This is a genomic window from Pseudoalteromonas sp. TAE79 (assembly GCF_000498015.1).
GTDB lineage: Bacteria > Pseudomonadota > Gammaproteobacteria > Enterobacterales > Alteromonadaceae > Pseudoalteromonas.
In genome coordinates this window covers 1-18,378 of the sequence record NZ_AUTL01000049.1, presented here as the reverse complement: position 1 = coordinate 18,378, position 18,378 = coordinate 1, and the positions used below count along the sequence as shown (strand labels likewise).

Sequence of the window (18,378 nt, the reverse complement as noted above, 5' to 3'; positions counted from 1 at the left end):
TGGGCAGCGCCTGTTTGGCATTAATGCTACGTTATCGCCCATTTATGGGGAATAACCACACTACATAGGCTCTGCCTTGCCTAGATACCAAACAGACTGCTGCAAATTCAACCTTGAAAGATCAACAGACCCTAGCGCTGTATCTATTTTTTGATGGGCATAAAAAAACGCAGCACAAATAGGCTACGTTTTTATTCAATTTGTAGAGGCTACATTATCAGTTAATCTAGCTAAAACTACTTAAATTTAAATCAAATTGTATAAGCGCTTCACTTAGCAACTTTAACAATTTGCTTGCCGGTAAAACCACCAGCAAGTTGTTTATTAAGCGCTTGCGATACTGACTCAGCACTAAAGTCTACGGGCGTTATTTCTGGGTGTTTAATGTCGCCACTAACAGCGCCTTCAAGTAACAGGTTGCCCATAAAGCTCAAGCGTTGTTGTGCACATAAACTATTAGCAAGCCATGCACCACCAATCGATACAACGCTAATATTCGGCGCTCGGTGATACATTAAGTCTTGATCAAAACAAGGTAGCGGATTTAAGCAGGCAATACGTCCGCAAAAACGCATTAGCTCAATATTACGCTGAGTACACTCTCCACCTATCGTATCAATAACCGCATCAAAGCCTTGCGGGCCAAGTTCTCTGCGGATTTTTTCGCATAGCTTTTTATCGCTATAGTCAAAAACCACATCAGCGCCTAGCTGCTTAACCAATTTATGGTTACGCTTTGATGCGGTGGTAAATACATCTGCACCACGCTGTTTTGCATATTGAATAGCAAACTGCCCTACCGCTCCGGCTCCGCCTTCAATAAAAATAGTATCGCCTTCACTAATGCCTATTTTATCTAAGCTGATAAGTGCTGCCATACCGGCGCATGGAAGTGTTGCTGCTATGGCCGGATTTAAACCGCTTGGCACAACCGACACTGCAAAGTTAGGTACTTTGGTGTATTCGCTCAAAGCACCTTGCTCACCAATGTTGGCATGCCACATAACCCGCTGGCCAACATTTGGAAACACACCTTTATTAGCTTTAACCACAACACCTACAGCATCTAAGCCTAAAATGTGTGGATACTGCCATTTACAAAAGCCTGTTTTAGCAAATTGACCATCAACTGGATTTAAACCAACGTACTCTACTTTTACAAGCAGCTCGTTATCTGCACAGTCTGGAACAGGCAGCTCAGCATCTGCTAAGTCAATTGCTTCATTTGGTTCTGGCAGTACAATAGCGCGCATCGTTTGCAGGATAATGTATTCATGTAAATTTTCAGTATTTGGCATCAATATAACTCTACTTATTAGTGTCGTTTAACGCATAACTCCATTGGCCATTAAATGACTGGTAAGCATTTACTTTGGCAAGCAGTGAAGAAATTGTTGTTTCAACAGCATTTTCTTGTGCTATTAAAACATCCTGACGCGCATCTAACAACTCAAGGTAAGGAATTTGGCCTTCTTCATACATTGCTTGGGCTTGTAAAAATGCTTTATTAGCAAAGTCATAGCGCTCATCTGCAAAGCGTTTTTGCTGTGCCTGATTGACCAACAATTGCAGTGAAAGTTCACTTTCACTTAGTGCAGTTAATACCACTTGTTGATAATCGCTGTATGCGGCTTCACTTAAAAACTGCTGCGCGTCGCGCTGTGCTAATAATGCTGGGTAACTTAATAACGACCATTGTAACTGCGGCGCTACTTGCCACTGCTGATCAGTATTTTTTAAGCCTGTGCTGCCTATACTCACAACCCCTGCAAATGCAGATAAGCTAATATCTGGTAATAACGCTTTGCTAGCTGCAACACTTAAACTATTTGCTTGGCTAAAGTCAAACAGTGCACGGCTAATATCAGGACGTAAGGCAATGGCATTATTAGCGTTTTTTAGTGCAACGCTAAAGTCACGTTCAAGCACGCCTTGCTCGTTTTCAATAGCAATATTTTGCGCTAACTTACCGCTTAGTACTGCAAGAGCAGATAAATCGCTGTATTTTGCATACTCAATGGCAGGCATTAGTGCTTGTTGCTGCCTAAGCTGCGCCATAGTACGGTTTAAATCAAGCTCGTTTGCGACGCCTTCGTCAACACGGGCTTGAAGAACGTCAATACTTTGCTCAAGCGCTTCAATTTGAAGTGTAACAATGTGTTGTTTTTCAACATTACCTTGATAACTTACAAAGCCTTTAACAACTGACGATACTACTTCAATTTGCAGTAAGCGTACTTGCTCTGCTTGGCTCATGGCCGATGCATTTGCAGCATCAACCAACGCCGTAATGCGACCAAATAAATCTAGCTGCCAATCAAGTGCAACGTTTGCACTTGATTGGCGGTCATAAACGCTTGGTGCATCGCTTCGAGCTGCGCCAACATTTACGCCACCTTGCGGAAGGTACAGGGCTTTTTGCTCTCCTAATCGCGCTAATGCACTTTTAAGTGTTAGCTGGCTTGTTTGCAAATTATAGTTATTTGCAAGCGCACCAGTAACAAGCTCATTTAGTTGATCAGAATTAAGCTTTTTCCACCAGTTTGTTTCATCAGCAACGCTAACGTTACTAGCAATATTAGCTTTGGCAACAAATTCGTTAACGGCTTTTTGCTCACTCATGGTGTCTATTTTACTCGCACACCCGGCTAAAAACGCAGCGACTAATACCGCACTGACAGTTAGACTTGTTTTAAGTCTTTTTTGCATTAATTTAGTCATGAGTATTCTCCTGCGCTTTCTCTTTTTTGTTAGTCACTAACATATAAAATACCGGCGTAAACAATAGGCCAAACACGGTTACACCTATCATGCCTGAGAATACTGCGTTACCCATTGCGTGTCGCATTTCGGCGCCCGCACCGGTGGCAAGTACTAACGGTACAACACCTGCTGTAAATGCAATTGACGTCATTAATATTGGGCGCAAGCGCATACGACATGCCTCAAGTATTGCCTCTAAGTGCGATAAGCCTGAGTCGTGTCTGTCTTTTGCAAACTCAACCATCAATATTGCATTTTTAGAAGCCAACGCGACCAGTACTATTAACGCTATTTGGGTGAATATGTTGTTGTCAGAGCCGACAAACCACACACCTAACAAGGCTGAGAAAATAGTCATTGGTACAATTAATATAATTGCCAGTGGTAAACGTAAGCTCTCGTACTGCGCTGCAAGTACCATAAATACAAGTAATACAACTAACGGGAATACATAAACCATGGTGTTACCGGCAAGTACTTGTTGGTACGTTACTTCAGTCCACTCATATTCAATACCTGTTGGTAGTGTGTCTGCGAGTACTTTTTCAATAGCAACTTGTGCTTGATCAGAACTATAACCTGGCGCTGGGCTACCATTTAGTTCTGCACTTGGGTATCCGTTGTAATGCATAACACGGTCAGGACCAATTGTTGGTGTTACTGTTAATACAGAGCCTAATGGCACCATATTACCTGAGCGATTACGTACTTTTAAATTAAGTATTTGATCAGGGTCTAAGCGGTAGTCAGCATCAGCCTGTGCATTTACTTGGTACGTACGACCAAACATATTAAAGTCATTTACGTACACAGAGCCTAAGTAAATTTGCAGTGCATTAAATACTTCATCAAGTGGAATACCTTGAATAAGCGCTTGTTCGCGGTCAATATCAATATCCATTTGTGGAACTTGGATACGGAAACTTGAGTACAGACCCATTAATGCAGGGTCTTGTTGCGCTTTACCAATAACGGCTTGCAGGCTATTAAATAGTGCTTCAAACCCTTTATTAGCTCTGTCTTCTATTTGCAGTTTAAAACCACCTGTAGTGCCCAAACCTTGAATTGGCGGCGGTGGAAATACCGCTACAAATGCCTCATCAATGGCGGCAAAACGTTTATTCAACTGCGCCGCTATCGCCATCGCTGATTGGCTTGGATCGGTACGTTTGTCAAAGCTTTCAAGTGGTGTAAATACAATGCCGCTGTTAGGGCTATTTGTAAAACCGTTCACTGATAAGCCAGGAAAAGCAACAGTATGTGCAACGCCTGGTACTTCTAATGCAATTTGCTGCATTTGAGCAAGTACATCTTCAGTACGATCAAGGCTTGATGCGTCAGGCAACTGCGCAATAGCCACTAAATACTGTTTATCTTGCTGTGGAATAAAGCCACCAGGTACGGTATCAAATAACTTAATTGTGCCGCCAACAAGTGCAATATAAGCCACCATTACAACAACGGTCATACGGATTAGTTTTTGTACCAGTTTTTCGTACCCTTTAGCACCACGATTAAAAACGCGGTTAAATGGTTCAAATAACCAACGACCAAACAATTTATTAAGTAAACGCGTGAACGCATCTGGTTTTGCATCATGTGATTTTAATAACAGTGCAGCAAGCGCAGGCGATAACGTTAATGAGTTAAACGCTGAGATAATCGTCGAAATTGTAATTGTAAGTGCAAATTGCTTATAAAACTGACCTGATAAACCGGTAATAAACGCAGTAGGAATAAATACAGCACTTAGTACTAGCGCAATGGCAATAATAGGGCCTGTTACTTCGCTCATTGCAACGCGGGTTGCTTCAAGTGGCGATAAGCCTTTTTCAATATTACGCTCTACGTTTTCAACAACTACAATCGCATCATCTACAACAATACCTATGGCCAATACTAAGCCAAACAACGACAAGGTATTAATTGAGACACCTAACCACTGCATTACTGCAAACGTACCAATGAGCGAAATAGGCACAGCAATTAATGGAATAATTGATGCACGCCACGTTTGTAAAAATACAATAACAACAATAACTACCAGCACAATTGCTTCAAGCAACGTTGCAATTACCGCGTCAATTGAGCCGCGAACAAATACCGTAGGGTCGTACACAATGTCGTATTCAACACCAGTAGGGAAATCTTTAGATAAGCGCGCCATTGTTTCGCGTACTTGATCAGAAAGCTCAATAGCGTTTGAACCTGGGCGTTGGAATATTGGCATTGCAAGTGCCGGTTGATTATCAAGCTCTGCACGCAGTGCGTAAGTGTCTTGGCCTAAATCAACACGGGCTATATCAGATAAACGCGTTAACTGACCTTCGTCGCCTACTTTAATAATAACGTTTTCAAATTCTTCAATACTGTTTAAACGTCCTTTAACGTTTAAGAGTATTTGAAATTGGCTATCGTTTGAAATTGGCTGCGCACCTAAGCTACCCGCTGCAACTTGTTGGTTTTGCGAGCGAAGGGCAGCAACTACATCTGTTGCTGTTAATTCCCGTGCAGCAAGAGCATCTGGGTTTAGCCATACGCGCATTGAGTATTTGCCACCACCAAATAAACGAATATCACCTACGCCTGGTAAGCGTGCAATTTCATCTTTAATGTTTAAATCAGCATAATTAGATAAGTAAGCTGTGTCGTGCGTTTTTTCAGGCGAATATAAGTGCACCACCATGGTTAAATCGGGTGATGATTTTTCGGCTACAACACCTAAACGTTGTACTTCTTCTGGCAAACGTGGCAATGCACTGTTTACACGGTTTTGTACTTGTACTTGAGCACGATCTAAATCGGTACCTAAAGCAAAAGTTACCGTTAGTGTCATGCGTCCATCGCTTGTACCTTGCGAAAACATATACAACATGTTTTCAGTACCGTTAATTTCTTGCTCCAGCGGTGTTGCCACTGTTTGCGCGATAACGGTTGGGTTTGCACCCGGGTAACTTGCAGTCACAACCACTGTAGGAGGAACCACTTCTGGGTATTCACTTACTGGTAGTTGGAATAGTGAAATACCACCAGCAATTAAAATAACCAACGACAGCATTGCCGCAAATATTGGGCGCTGTATAAAGAAATGCGAAAATTTCATCAATAAACCTTATTGCTTAGCCACAAGTTGTGCGTTGTCGTTTGACAATGTAAATGCAACACCGCTTGTATCAATTGTTACTGTTTGTGGAGAGATTGGCATACCTGGGCCTACACGTGCTGGGCCGTTTACTGCAATTACGTCACCTTCGCTAAGGCCCGATGTAACCGCACGTAATGCACCGTAACGCTCACCAGTAGTGATAAGTTTGTATTCAAGTACGTTGTTTTCGCCAACCGTTAATACAAAACGATTTTTTAAGTCGGTACCAATTGCACGTTCTGGGATAATAATCGCGTCGCTAATAGAGTTGGCTGCAAGCTTAATACGTGCAAACGAGCCTGCGCGTAATTGGTTGCTGTCTTCATTAAATACCGCACGTACGCGTAATGTACCTGTTGATGAATTAATTTGGTTATCAATAAAGTTAATGTAGCCTTTGTATGCAAAATCGCTTTGACCCACTTTTTGCATTACAACAGTTTGATGGCTCGCAGCAGTAACATCATTGAAAGAGCTATTCCATGTGCGTTCATCAACATCAAAATAAGCATACATAGCTTGGTTTGAAACAATTGACGTTAATACGCTTTGACCCGCAAGTATGTTATTACCTTTGGTAATATTTGCGCGAGAAATAATGCCATCAATTGGTGATACTACTGACGTAAACTCTAAATCAAGCTCTGCTGAAGTAAGTTGTGCTTGAAGTGCAGAAAGCTGTGCTTCGCGTTGGCGTAGTGTTGAAGTACGCGCTTGTGCTTGCTCAGTTGAGATTGCCTTACGGTCTAATAAGCGTACCGCACGTTTGTCTTCACTTTTAGCTTGTTCAAGTGCGGCTTCTGCGCTGTTAATTTGCGCTTTTAAACTAGCAACCACAGCAGCAAATGGACGAGCATCTAATTGAAATAAAACATCGCCTTCTTTAACCACATCGCCTTCTTTAAATTCAATGCTATCGATGATTCCCGATACACGCGGCATTAAAGCAACTTCTTGTGGAGACTCTAAACGAGTTGTATATGTGTGCCAGCTTTGTACCGGCTTAACAAGCACCTGTGCTACATCAATTGGTTGAAGTTGCTGTGCAGGTGCTGATTGAGCTGTGCTCTCATCAGCACAACCCGCAAGTGTTAAAGATGCCGCAGTAAGTGCAGCAGCAATTAGATGTTTGTTCATGAAGACGCTCCATTGTTGATTAGCCTCGCATAATACGGATTAAACCCGTGCGTAAAAACCATAGATTTTTAAATTCATTAATGCCAAAATGGCATCAATAGATTAGTTAAGGTGTAATAATGGATACAACAAGTCGACTTTTAATGTTACTTGAAGTGGTTGAGCAAGGCTCTTTTGCAAAAGCTGCAGAAATCCGCAACATAGATCGCTCTGTTATATCTAAACAAATTAGCCGTTTAGAGGATGAGTTAGGCGTTAGGTTACTTAACCGCACAACGCGTTCATTTTCGCTTACAGCGGCGGGTGCCGAAATGATCAAAAAAGCCGCTGAGCTTAGAGAGCTGCTTGGCGAAACCGTACGCATGGCTGAAAACTACCATTTAGAACCGCGTGGCGTATTAAAAATCACTTCATCAACACTTATTGGTCGTCGTTATTTACAACCTGTACTTAATGATTTTCAAAAACGCTTTCCGCAAGTAGAAGTTGAACTGCGTTTAGACGATAGATTAGTAGATATAGTCTCTGAAGGATTTGATTTGGCTTTTCGTGTAGGTGAGCCTAAAGATTCGTCACTTATTGCACGTAAAATAGCGCGTAACCGATTATTAATTTTAGCTGCACCACAGTTTATTGAAACTTACGGTATGCCAAAAACAATCGAAGAGTTAGCGCAATTACCAGCAGCAAGCTATGCCAGTAATTCTATTCGAGTAGAAACCATAGATTACTACGATAGTAAGGGTGAACGCTGCGAGCAAAAAATAAAAAGTGTGTTTCGTGCTAATGATGCCGAGTCATTGTTAATGAAAACATTATCGGGCACAACTTACTTTGTCGCCCCTGCATTTATTATTGGTGATGAAATAATACAAGGTAAGCTAGTGCCTTTATTGACCGATGTAAAACTGATGGAGTTTAGTGCGATGTATGCCGTATATCCGCACCGAGATTTACCAGTGAGGACCCGGTTGTTTTTTGATGCTGTGCGCGAGCATTTAGGAAAAGATAAACCGATTTGGGAAAACGGGATCCCCAATTTTGAGCAAATGTATTAAGTAACCCTGCTTAAGCAACTACCGTTTCGTAGTCATGTTCTTTTTTAAACTTACAATACACTTTATTGCGACCAAATTGTTTTGCTTTGTATAACTGTTTATCTGCTTGGTTTACAAAGCTTTCCAATGAATTAGTACTTTTAAATTTTGCAACACCAATACTGGTTGTAACATTAATTGCAAGGCCGTCAATGTCAAATGTGGTATTTTCAAAACGTGCTCTTATTTGTTCAGCGGTATTAAGTGCAGCCTCTTCATTTGCAAAAGAGCTAAATAAAGCAAACTCTTCACCGCCTACTCTAAATACATACCCTCTACCAAGGACAACTCTTAGTAAAGTGGCCACCTCGACAAGTACTTGGTCACCCACACCATGGCCATGCTCATCATTTACCTGTTTAAAAAAGTCTAAATCGAGTAAAAACAAATATAACTGCGACTTATCTTTTAGTTCTACTTCAAAGTAGTGGTTCATTGAAAGGCGGTTACCTGCACCCGTTAATGGATCAAGTAACGCTAAATTTTTAAGGCGCTTTGAAAAATGCGAGCGGCTTCCTTCAAAAACATGAGAAATCGCCCAAATACAAAATAAGCACAGATTAAATTAAGGGATAAGTTAAAAGTTTCAAAGGGGGTAAGAGTAGACTTACTCCCTAAAATAAGCACTTGGATAACTAATAAATTTGCAGAGAAAATTACACCGTATTGTTTACCTAACAACAGGTAGTACAAAATAGGTAATGCAAACGACCATACAAACACACCATTACGTGGCGATGCTAAGTATGTACCTAAAATAATGATTAACGTTACCAGTGCGCACATTATTAAGGATTGCCAAAACTGTAGTGGACGGCGTGTAACTGAAATATAAGTAAATATACAATAAACGGAAAAACATATTTCGATATAGCCAAGTAATGGAAAGTTATTTACGGTTAAATTAACACTCGCAAATACTAGCGATAAAAAACCAAAACAAAGACACATCCATCTAAGAACGCTCTTCCTTAATGATTTAGTGCTGTTAAGTGCCGCAATATCCATTCTAATCACTTGATAAAATATAAAAAGTAAGTTTAACGTGAAAATATAATTTAACAAGCCTTGTTGGTATAGAGCATGTAAACACAACCTGTTATTTGATTCTTTAGGATGATATAGCGTATTTTAGAGACACGTTTGGTGATTTAGTATCACTAAGTGGCTTTAACAACTAGCCACCTAACATGGATAAATTCGTAGTGATACCCGTATTACCTTGGTGTAAAAGGTGAGTTGGTTTTTTGGTCTTAATATAACGAGATAACAATGCCATTAATTTACTGTTTGAACTGTCGTTCATATATTCTCTTAGCGAAATACCCTCTTCAGAAAACAGACACAAGTGCAGATTTCCTTTAGCTGTAACCCTTAATCGATTACAGGTACTACAAAAGTCGTTGCTGTAAGGCATGATCAAACCAATTCTGCCTTGATAATCAGGGTGGGCAAACTCTTGAGCAGGACCTGCTGATGCACTACGCGCAACTTGCTGCCAACCCGTTTGTAATAACTGAGTTTTTAAAACTTGCCCAGAAACATGGTTAGCATCAAAAAAGGCTTTGTTGTCGTTTGTTTGCATCAATTCTATAAAGCGGATGGTAACGGGACGGTGTTTAACCCAATTTAAAAATGTATCAAACTCTTTTGCGTTGTATTGCTTCATCAGCACGCTGTTTATTTTTACCGAATCAATACCCGTTTCAAGCGCAGTATCAATACCTTTCATTACTGAGGTAAATTTGTCATGCCCAGTAATGGTGTTAAACATGCGTGAATCTAAGCTATCAATACTTACATTAATGGCGTTTAAGCCTGCATCTACCCAGTCATGAATATTCTTATGAAGGGAAAAACCATTCGTAGTCATTGCAATTTTTTTTATGCCCGCAACATCTTTTGCCGCACGAACAACATCTATAAAGTCTTTACGAAGGGTTGGCTCTCCGCCAGTGATCCTTACTTTTTCGATACCATGGTGTGCAAACGCTTTAAGCGTGTTGCTAATTTCATCAATTGTAAGGAAGCCACGGTCGTGCCCCCCCTGATAACCATCTGGTAAACAATAAACACACTTAAAATTACATACATCAGTAATAGACAAACGTAAGTAACTAAACTCTCGCCCTGTTGGGTCGATTAGCATAAATAAACCTTAACTAATATCAACAAGTAATAACAACCTAATACCAATTTGCAATAATACTTAATCATTTAATTAAGCAAATTGGTATAAACAACGCTACTTATTAATACATAAATAATAATTACATAAATATATTTAATAACTAAAAGGGGCAGCTTAAAGCATACCCCCTTTAGTTATTTTTGTTTTACGCTTCTAAGCCTTTTTTAAGTTCGCTTGGCTTCATTGGTAGGTCACGTAAACGCACGCCTACTGCATTAAACACAGCATTACCAATAGCAGGAGCGACCCCTATAACGCCAGGTTCGCCTAAGCCAACTGGAAACTCATCGCTTTGTAAAAATTCAATGTCAATATCTGGCACATCTTGCATTCTTAGCGGTAAATAAGTATTAAAGTTAGTCGCTGATACCTGTCCATCTTTATACGTATTTGATTCATGCAATGCAAGGCTGCTGCCCCATAGTAACGACCCTTCAATTTGCGCCAGTGCGCCATCAGGGTGAACTATTAAGCCCGCATCTACAACAACATAGAGCTTTTTAAGCGTTATTTTACCACTATCACGGTTAACGTGAACATGCGCTGCGGTTGCAAGCCATGCTGGCATGGTACGTTCTTGCCCTGAGCTTACAGAAAAACCAATGCCCTCATCTTTAGCTAATTTAACAGAAGCTACTTTATCAGACACCGTTTTAAGCACATTACGTAAGCGCAGTGCTCCACCAACGCTCTCAGGTGCTTTACCCGCTTGCTTGCCTTTACCGTCTAACATTTCAATTCTAAATTGAACTGGATCTTTGCCTTGCTTATGGGCAATTTCATCAATAAACGACTCAAGGCTCCATGCAATCCAGCCAGGCCCTACTGAACGTAACCAACCAGGAGTAAAGGTGCTTTGTGCAACTTCGTTATTAATAGCACGTGCACGATGACTGCTCATGCTGTACCAATGATCAGCGCCCGATGCCGAAAATGCATCAAATTTACCTTTACCATCCACACCCGGTGATAAAAACCCTGGTGCCATTGCTTTAGTAGGCCAACCTGCAGCAAATGCATGCTCTAAACCAGTAAAAGTACCGTTTTTATCAAACGACGCCGTCATTTTTGCAGCAGATGCAGAACGAGACTGATCGAATAAACTATCGTCTGCTCGTGTAAATACCAGTTTTACTGGTTTACCTACTGCTTTTGCAGTTAGAGCTGCAGGTACAGTCCAATCACCAAATAATCGACGACCAAAACCACCACCTAAATAGTAAGGACGAATAATTACTTTGTTTTGTTCTATTTCAAGTGCTTTAGCAAGCGCAGGTAACGTAAGTGACTGCCATTGGTTACCAGTATGAATAATCCAATTACCGTCTTTAAACTCTGCAACCGCATTTAATGGCTCTAGCTGATAATGACTCGCTGTCGCTGTGGTATACATTGATTCTAACGACTCACTGGCGTCTGCTTGTGTTTTCTTTATATCACCTTCATCAACAAATAAAGTACCCGAGTCGCGCTGCTCGCATAATCGCTTACCTTCTTTTTGAATATCATCTTCAGATATATTTGCTGACTCACCCTTTTTATAACTCACCTTTAAAGCATCTACTGCTTTAATGGCGCTTGGGTAACTGTCAGCTAATACAACAACCCAGCCTTGCACTGTGTTACTAGGGTCATTTAAAATTTCATAGCCTTTGTAACCTTTAATAGCTTTTGCTGCACTATCGTCAACGTTTGTTACTGTACTGCCATAGCGGGTTGGCGGTATTACTGGTCGCGCGTACAGCATGCCTTCAACTTCTACATCTATACCATATACCGCAGTGCCATTTGTTTTGGCTGGTATATCAAGCGCTTTAAAGTCTTGTTTAAGCCCTGTTAAATGACGCTTATTAGCAGGTTTTAGTGGGAGGTTTGCAACTTCATCACTGGTAAATGTACGATTAAACTCGCCTTTTTTAACTATGTCAGCATAACTAACCGATTTTTCGCCTGCAATAATATAGCCCTTTTCAGCACGACATTTATCTGCAGGCACGCCGAGCATTTTAGCTCCGGCTTCTATTAATGCAATTCGACCCGCAGCGCCAGCTTGAGATAATGGCTTAAAGCTTTGAAATACAGACCACGAACCACCCGTTACCATAAAGCCCCATTTTTCATGGGTATCTACGTAGGTAATTGATACTTTATCCCAATCACATTCAAGCTCATCAGCCACAATACGCGCAAGAGCAGTACCAATATGTTGACCCATTTCAGCTTTAGCAATACTCACTTCTACGGCGCCGTCGGTGCTCATAGTCCACCAAATAGTGGGGGAAAAAGCTTGTTGCGCAATTGATTCTTTTGCACTGAGCGAACCCGAAAATAACGCAGGGGCAAACGCCATGACTAAGCCTGCGCTAGCAGTGCCAATCATAAACGAGCGACGATTTAAATTAACGGTTTCGCTATTTTTTTGAAATAATTTTTTCATTATCGGCTCCAGTTAAGCGTCTTGTGCATTTGGATCAAATATATTTACTACACTTTGTGACTCATCTGCAGCGCGTTGAATAGCAGTTTTAATACGTTTATAAGCCATACAGCGACAGTAGTTACCATTCATATGGCTTACTATTTCTTCATCTGAAGGACTTGGATTAGCTGCCAGTAATGTAGCCGCTTGCATTATTTGTCCCGACTGACAGTAACCGCACTGTGGTACTTGCTCTTCAACCCATGCTTTTTGAAGTGGGTGTTCGTTATTAAGCCCTTCAATTGTGGTAATGTTTTTTCCTGCAATTGCGCCAATTGGTAAAACACATGAGCGAGTTGCTTGCCCATCTAAATGCACCGTACACGCACCACACATTGCAATACCGCAACCAAACTTCGTCCCTTTTAATCCAATTTCATCACGAATAACCCATAACAATGGTGTATCTTCACTTGCGTGTGATTCAACCACCTTGCCATTAATTGTAAACGTCACCATAGCTTGCCCCTTGATTAAGCTTTATAACCCGTGTTTAAATTATTTAATTTAAACACGGGTTATAACAGTTAAGATTGTTGTAACTACTAATCCATAACACATATAGTTACCGCATCAGCTACATTAACAGCTAAATACCATAACCACTGCACTAAAGCGTTAGCGCAGCTAAAACTTATTTTGCCCTACTACTATTTTTTCACTCATTTTTAGCTATAAAATTACTTAGCTGCTTTTGAGTATCTATGTCTAAACTCGCACTACGTAAACTAATTGTATTGACGACCTCACTGCTGGAGCGCAGTAATTGCTGTGCACCTCTATCTGAAGTTAAGCTTGCAAGCTGAGATAAATCAACCGCTGGGAATATAGCGGGTACCCCTAAACGCTCGCCATAGTTTGCGCACCAGCGCGATGGATTACGTGTAAAACCAGTAACTAGCTCACTTAAGTGCGCTACTTTTAGCTCAACCTGATCCGCGAGCATAAATAAAATCCCATCAAAGGACTTATTTTTAAACACTGTTTGAGAAGCTATCGCGATTGAATTACCTAAGCCTTGGCTCCATTGCTTGTTCTCAATTAGCTCTATGTTTTTATAACCGGTCAGTACTTGTGCTACTTCTTTATGCCATGCCCCGGTAACTACATATACAGGTGTGTCATCAAGTTCTTGAAGTGTATTTACTGCATGCTCAATCATTGTTTTGCCAAACCCGATATCAGCCGTTAATTTACAGCCGTTAAAGCGAGATGATTGACCTGCGGCTAAAACAACTTTTGCAATTAGCACTCCTCTTGCCCCCAATGGCTTAGCGATTGGGCGTTTTTGTCACACAGCACTGCATGTATTTCGCTGATCAGCGATAGTGCAATACTCTCTGGCGAGTCGCCGCCTAAATTTAAACCGACAGGCCCAAAAACAGGCGCCTTAATGTGTGAAACACGCGTATTTGCGTGCTCTAAAACTTGTTCACGTCTGTGCTTAGGACCCAATAACCCTATGTATTTAAAAGGAACATCTTTGAATTGAGCCAACGTACTGGCGTCAAGTTCAACGCTATGAGCCATTAAAATAGCAGCATCTACTTTATTAGCTATGCAATATTCTTTTAACTCACTCGGTGTGAAGCGCAAAATAGCATCAGCATTTTTAAAATATTGCCTTTTTGCATTAGCCGCGCGTGTATCCCAGACAGTTACACTCCAACCAAGTTGTTTGGCAAATGTATAAACCGGAACTGCATCGGCCCCACCACCCACTATTAATAAATGAGGCGGCGGATAAATAGAAGTTTGCAAGCACGTAGCGCCTTGTAATTCTACCAATTGCGCTTTGCGGTTCATTGATAAACCATGTAACTCATCATTTTGCGTAAATACACCACTGCCGGCTGGCAAAATCGGGCTTACTTGTTGAAGGTATCGCCCTGGTTTATTCTCATTAAGTGCTTTAGATACAAGCTCTAGCTGTAAATAGTCATTAGCTTTGTGAATGGGCTGCAGTAAAATGTGTACTATGCCCCCACAACCAATGCCAAGTTGAAATGTTAAATCGTCTTCATCGGTAGAATCATAACTAATGGTTTTACTGGTTAAAGTACTCATTACTTGTTTAGCGTGGCGCTGTATGTCAGCTTCTAAACAGCCTCCCGAAAGCATCCCCAAGCGCTCGCCTAGGCTCGAAATAAGCATCATAGCCCCTAGTTTTCTGTAGCTAGAGCCTTCAATTTTGTACAAAGTAGCTAAAACCCATTCTTGGTTGTCCCTATTGAGATACCAAGTGTTTAAGATACTTTTCAAATCTGTAACCATATATTGCCCTTTAAAAAGCATTTTTTGCGTTTAAAAACAAACCAGCCTAAACAGCTAATTTAAAACTTAATAATTCACGCACAATTTAGTTTTCTATTATATCGTTTAAGGTCTCAATTAACTCATCAAATTGATCATTAACGCTTTGGCGTTGTTTATCATTTAGAGTTAGGTTTAATTCGTAGAGTAAATTTATATATAAATTTAAGTTTGCTTCATTGCTTTTCAATAGTGCGTCGCTCATATAAAGTTCGCGCTCTTCAATAACCGTACTTAACTGATTTATAACTTCTTTTTTTGTAATTTCAGCATTTTTGAATACCTGTTTGGCTGCATTCAAACGGTTTTGCTTATACTCTAACCACAGCGCTCCTGCATCTTGATGTTGCTCATTAGTTGATTTAATCAGCGCTTTTTGTTGTTTATTAAGCTTGCCTATCCACTGCTCGTAGTATTCAAATTGCTCTTCCAAACGCTCACTTTTTCGTTCAAGCGGGGTTTGTTCGTTAAACTCTTCGCGTTCGTCGTTAATTTTTATTTGGATATTGTTTAAAAGCTCACCTCTTTGCTCACTTGATAAGGTTGCCCCAAGTTCAGCTAAAGGCAGCTTTGCGTATCCAAGTAGGTTCTGCCAATGTTGTTTTGCAAGCACAACCTGTGTTTTTAATTGTTTAGCCTCCAATGTTTGGTTAAACAATACTTTTATATTTTGTATGTCTTGTCTGTAGGCGGGTAACTGGGTAGTTCGGTGCCAATTTTGTGTTGTTGTAATTATGTTTTTCAGCTGTGTATTTTGCTTTTTATTTAAATCAACATAATCGTCAACCCAAAACGATGAAAGCCAACTCAAATTATTGTAAGTAAAAGATGCCGAACAACTACATAAAAACAACATACTTACAGCAAGGCATATCTGTTTTAGTTTTTTTGCTTTGAAATTATTAAGCATAACCTTCTCTATTATTTAGATTGTGGCAAAGCTCAAAACTCATTTGATAATAATTATCATTTAAGTATTGACTTGTATTTAGATCTAACTGATAATCGTTCGCACAAACACAGTGTAACGACCTCAGTGCCTACGGAAGAATATTCAGCAAGGATGCTGACACATTAAAAGAAGAGCGTGCCGCTTCGTGTTATTACTTACTCGACCCAAGTAATAACATCAAATATCACATTTACTTGCTACATTGCTCATATTAGTGACGGTTAATATGACTCAAAAAAGCCCTAACGGGCTTTTTTTATTTCTTTAAATTTTCTATAAAATCTGTATCTTACACTTCTTAAACTCGTTTACTTACCTTAAAAGCCCACCGCGCTATTATTTACATTTTATACGCACGATCTGATAAGGTATCGCCTTGCGTTTGCGCTAAAGCTGGCGTAAAACATAACAGTAGACACCCTTTTTTGCATCTATTTATAATAACCGATTTAGTCTCTACTTAAATGCATTGAGTATTAAACGTTTAAAATGCGCAAATAGTGCAAAAATTTAATAATTTAGCATTTAACTAAAGTCTGTTTACCTTTCGGGATTAAAACTTGTTCTATTTAGGCGCTATTTAATCGCGGCAAGATATACTGGCCCTAAAACCTATCGTAACTATTACTAATTGGAGACATTAATATGTCACAGTTTAATTTGAAAGCACTCGTTCTTGCTGGCGTTTTACTTGCCAGCCCTTTCGCTCATGCAACATTAGAAGATGGCATAAGAGCAGCTAACGAAGGTGAATTTGCAGTCGCCCTAAAAGAATTTCAATACCTTGCCGATAAAGGTTTTGCACCAGGAATTTACGAACTAGCTAAATTATACGAAGGTGGATACGGTGTAACACGCGATTACCGCAAAGCAGCTGCGCTTTATCAACAAGGCGTTAAAAAGAACCATCCGGATTCAATGTTTGCGTTAGCTGTTTTATACGACGAAGGTAAAGGCGTAAAGCTTGATCACCAAATGGCTGTTACCTTATTTGAAAAAGCAGCCAATAAAAACCTGCCTGCGGCTCAGTTTAATTTAGGTGTAATGTATTCCAATGGCGTGGGCGTTACACGAGATTATGAAGCGGCACGCAACTGGTACGAAAAAGCAGCTGCAAACAATTACTCTTTAGCACAATTCAATTTAGCCCTCATGTATTTTGAAGGGATAGGTATGCCAAAAGATTTAGAAAAGTCGTACATTTGGAATACTATCGCTGAGTACAACGGCAATATGCAAGCGAGTCATAGCCGCAAACTTGATGAGCGTAAAATGCTGCCTAAAGAAATTGAAGAAGCTAAAGAAAAAGCCGATGCCATTTATGCAAAAATACAAGTGGGTACCTATGCTGGCGAAGGTCGCTTATTTTAAAGTTTAAGAGTTTAAGACCTTAGTTTGAAACTAATCTAAAAAAGGCTGAATTACATAACGTAATTCAGCCTTTTTAATATCTTGATTTAGCAAGTTCAAAATCTATTCAACTTTACAAAATCAACATACTCTTATTTTATGTAAAGCCACTTTAGTAGCTTAATAAGAAGTTTGCTTTGTTTTAGCAGCATAACAATACGAGGATTAAACGAGCCCGATACTAACGTGTTTTTAGCATGGCTAAACGTTAAAAACCCTTCTATGCCATGATAATGCCCCATTCCTGAATGCCCTACACCACCAAAAGGGGCATCGTCAGCAGTTACTTGCACTAACGTATCGTTTATTGCCACAGTGCCACTGATTGTTTGCTTCATAATGTATTCTTGAGCGTGCTTATCTTGCCCTAAAATATAAAGCGCTAACGGGTGGTGATGGGCTTTAATATAGTCAATTGCGCTGTCGAGCGTGTCATAACTCATTATTGGTAGTATTGGGCCAAATAACTCATCTTGCATAAGCTGCATTTCGTCAGTAACTTGAGTCACTAAGTGCAGCCCCATACGATGTTTTTGCTCATCTCGCTGGTTTTGCTCAAGTGGCTTAATAATGTTTGCGCCAAGCTCTTGGGCTTGCTCTAAGTAGGTTGCTAAACGTTTATAGTGTGCATCGCTAATAATAGAGGTTAAGTTTTTACCTTCAACACCGTCTTTAAAGTGCTTTTTATAAAGCTCGCATAATTGCTGAACCAACTGATGCTCAAGCTCTTTGGGTACAAATACGTAGTCGGGAGCAACGCATATTTGCCCTGCGTTGGCCATTTTTCCAAACAGTATGGCTTGTGCCGCTTTTTTAATATCGGCATTTTGCGTAATAATAACTGGCGATTTACCACCGAGTTCGAGCGTTACTGGTGTTAAATTACGGCTC

Annotated in this window: 13 protein-coding genes and 1 pseudogene; 2 read left to right on the top strand and 12 right to left on the bottom strand. The window is 40.3% G+C overall.

Features of this window, described 5'->3' with window-relative positions; all coding sequences use genetic code 11:
• Positions 1-269: 269 nt before the first annotated feature.
• Genes L655_RS0101535 through L655_RS0101520 form a run of 4 tightly spaced genes read right to left on the bottom strand, consistent with a single transcriptional unit; the run spans position 270 to position 7,045 of the window.
• Positions 270-1,298 (bottom strand): zinc-binding dehydrogenase, encoded by a 1,029-nt coding sequence (locus L655_RS0101535; protein ID WP_024603858.1) that lies wholly within the window; start codon positions 1,296-1,298, stop codon positions 270-272.
• Positions 1,299-1,308: 10 nt separating this feature from the next.
• Complete coding sequence (locus tag L655_RS0101530; protein ID WP_024603857.1) at positions 1,309-2,721, bottom strand: TolC family protein; 1,413 nt, start codon at positions 2,719-2,721, stop codon at positions 1,309-1,311.
• Positions 2,714-5,866, bottom strand: a complete 3,153-nt coding sequence (locus tag L655_RS0101525; RefSeq protein ID WP_024603856.1) for a multidrug efflux RND transporter permease subunit — start codon at positions 5,864-5,866, stop codon at positions 2,714-2,716. Before L655_RS0101525 ends, L655_RS0101530 begins: the two co-directional genes overlap by 8 nt.
• A 9-nt stretch (positions 5,867-5,875) precedes the next feature.
• On the bottom strand, positions 5,876-7,045 hold the full coding sequence (locus L655_RS0101520) for an efflux RND transporter periplasmic adaptor subunit (RefSeq protein WP_024603855.1): 1,170 nt from the start codon (positions 7,043-7,045) through the stop codon (positions 5,876-5,878).
• 119 nt (positions 7,046-7,164) lie between these two features.
• Here L655_RS0101520 and L655_RS0101515 point away from each other — a divergent pair, with 119 nt between their 5' ends.
• Entirely contained in the window at positions 7,165-8,103 is a 939-nt protein-coding gene (locus tag L655_RS0101515) for a LysR substrate-binding domain-containing protein (protein ID WP_007582020.1), read from the top strand.
• A 10-nt stretch (positions 8,104-8,113) separates the two neighbouring features.
• Here L655_RS0101515 and L655_RS01000000124875 read toward each other — a convergent pair.
• The 7 genes and pseudogenes from L655_RS01000000124875 to L655_RS0101480 form a co-directional block, all read right to left on the bottom strand.
• Positions 8,114-9,093, bottom strand: a pseudogene (locus L655_RS01000000124875) (GGDEF domain-containing protein).
• A gap of 226 nt (positions 9,094-9,319) precedes the next feature.
• Complete coding sequence (moaA, locus tag L655_RS0101505; RefSeq protein ID WP_024598551.1) at positions 9,320-10,291, bottom strand: GTP 3',8-cyclase MoaA; 972 nt, start codon at positions 10,289-10,291, stop codon at positions 9,320-9,322.
• Positions 10,292-10,478: 187 nt separating this feature from the next.
• On the bottom strand, positions 10,479-12,770 hold the full coding sequence (locus L655_RS0101500) for a molybdopterin cofactor-binding domain-containing protein (protein ID WP_024603854.1): 2,292 nt from the start codon (positions 12,768-12,770) through the stop codon (positions 10,479-10,481).
• A gap of 12 nt (positions 12,771-12,782) precedes the next feature.
• The gene (locus L655_RS0101495; RefSeq protein WP_007582016.1) at positions 12,783-13,271 is read right to left on the bottom strand and encodes a (2Fe-2S)-binding protein; all 489 of its coding nucleotides are present in this window, start codon (positions 13,269-13,271) and stop codon (positions 12,783-12,785) included.
• A gap of 199 nt (positions 13,272-13,470) precedes the next feature.
• A complete protein-coding gene (locus L655_RS0101490; protein ID WP_024603853.1) occupies positions 13,471-14,064 on the bottom strand; it encodes a nucleotidyltransferase family protein in 594 nt (197 codons plus the stop codon).
• A complete protein-coding gene (locus tag L655_RS0101485; protein ID WP_024603852.1) occupies positions 14,058-15,086 on the bottom strand; it encodes an XdhC/CoxI family protein in 1,029 nt (342 codons plus the stop codon). Before L655_RS0101485 ends, L655_RS0101490 begins: the two co-directional genes overlap by 7 nt.
• 85 nt (positions 15,087-15,171) lie before the next feature.
• Entirely contained in the window at positions 15,172-16,035 is an 864-nt protein-coding gene (locus L655_RS0101480) for a DUF6279 family lipoprotein (protein ID WP_024603851.1), read from the bottom strand.
• 687 nt (positions 16,036-16,722) lie between these two features.
• Here L655_RS0101480 and L655_RS0101475 point away from each other — a divergent pair.
• Positions 16,723-17,448 (top strand): tetratricopeptide repeat protein, encoded by a 726-nt coding sequence (locus tag L655_RS0101475; protein WP_024603850.1) that lies wholly within the window; start codon positions 16,723-16,725, stop codon positions 17,446-17,448.
• 131 nt (positions 17,449-17,579) lie between these two features.
• Here the strand turns inward: L655_RS0101475 and L655_RS0101470 are convergent.
• The coding region (locus tag L655_RS0101470; protein WP_024603849.1) for an aldehyde dehydrogenase family protein at positions 17,580-18,378 on the bottom strand (799 nt) is incomplete at its 5' end.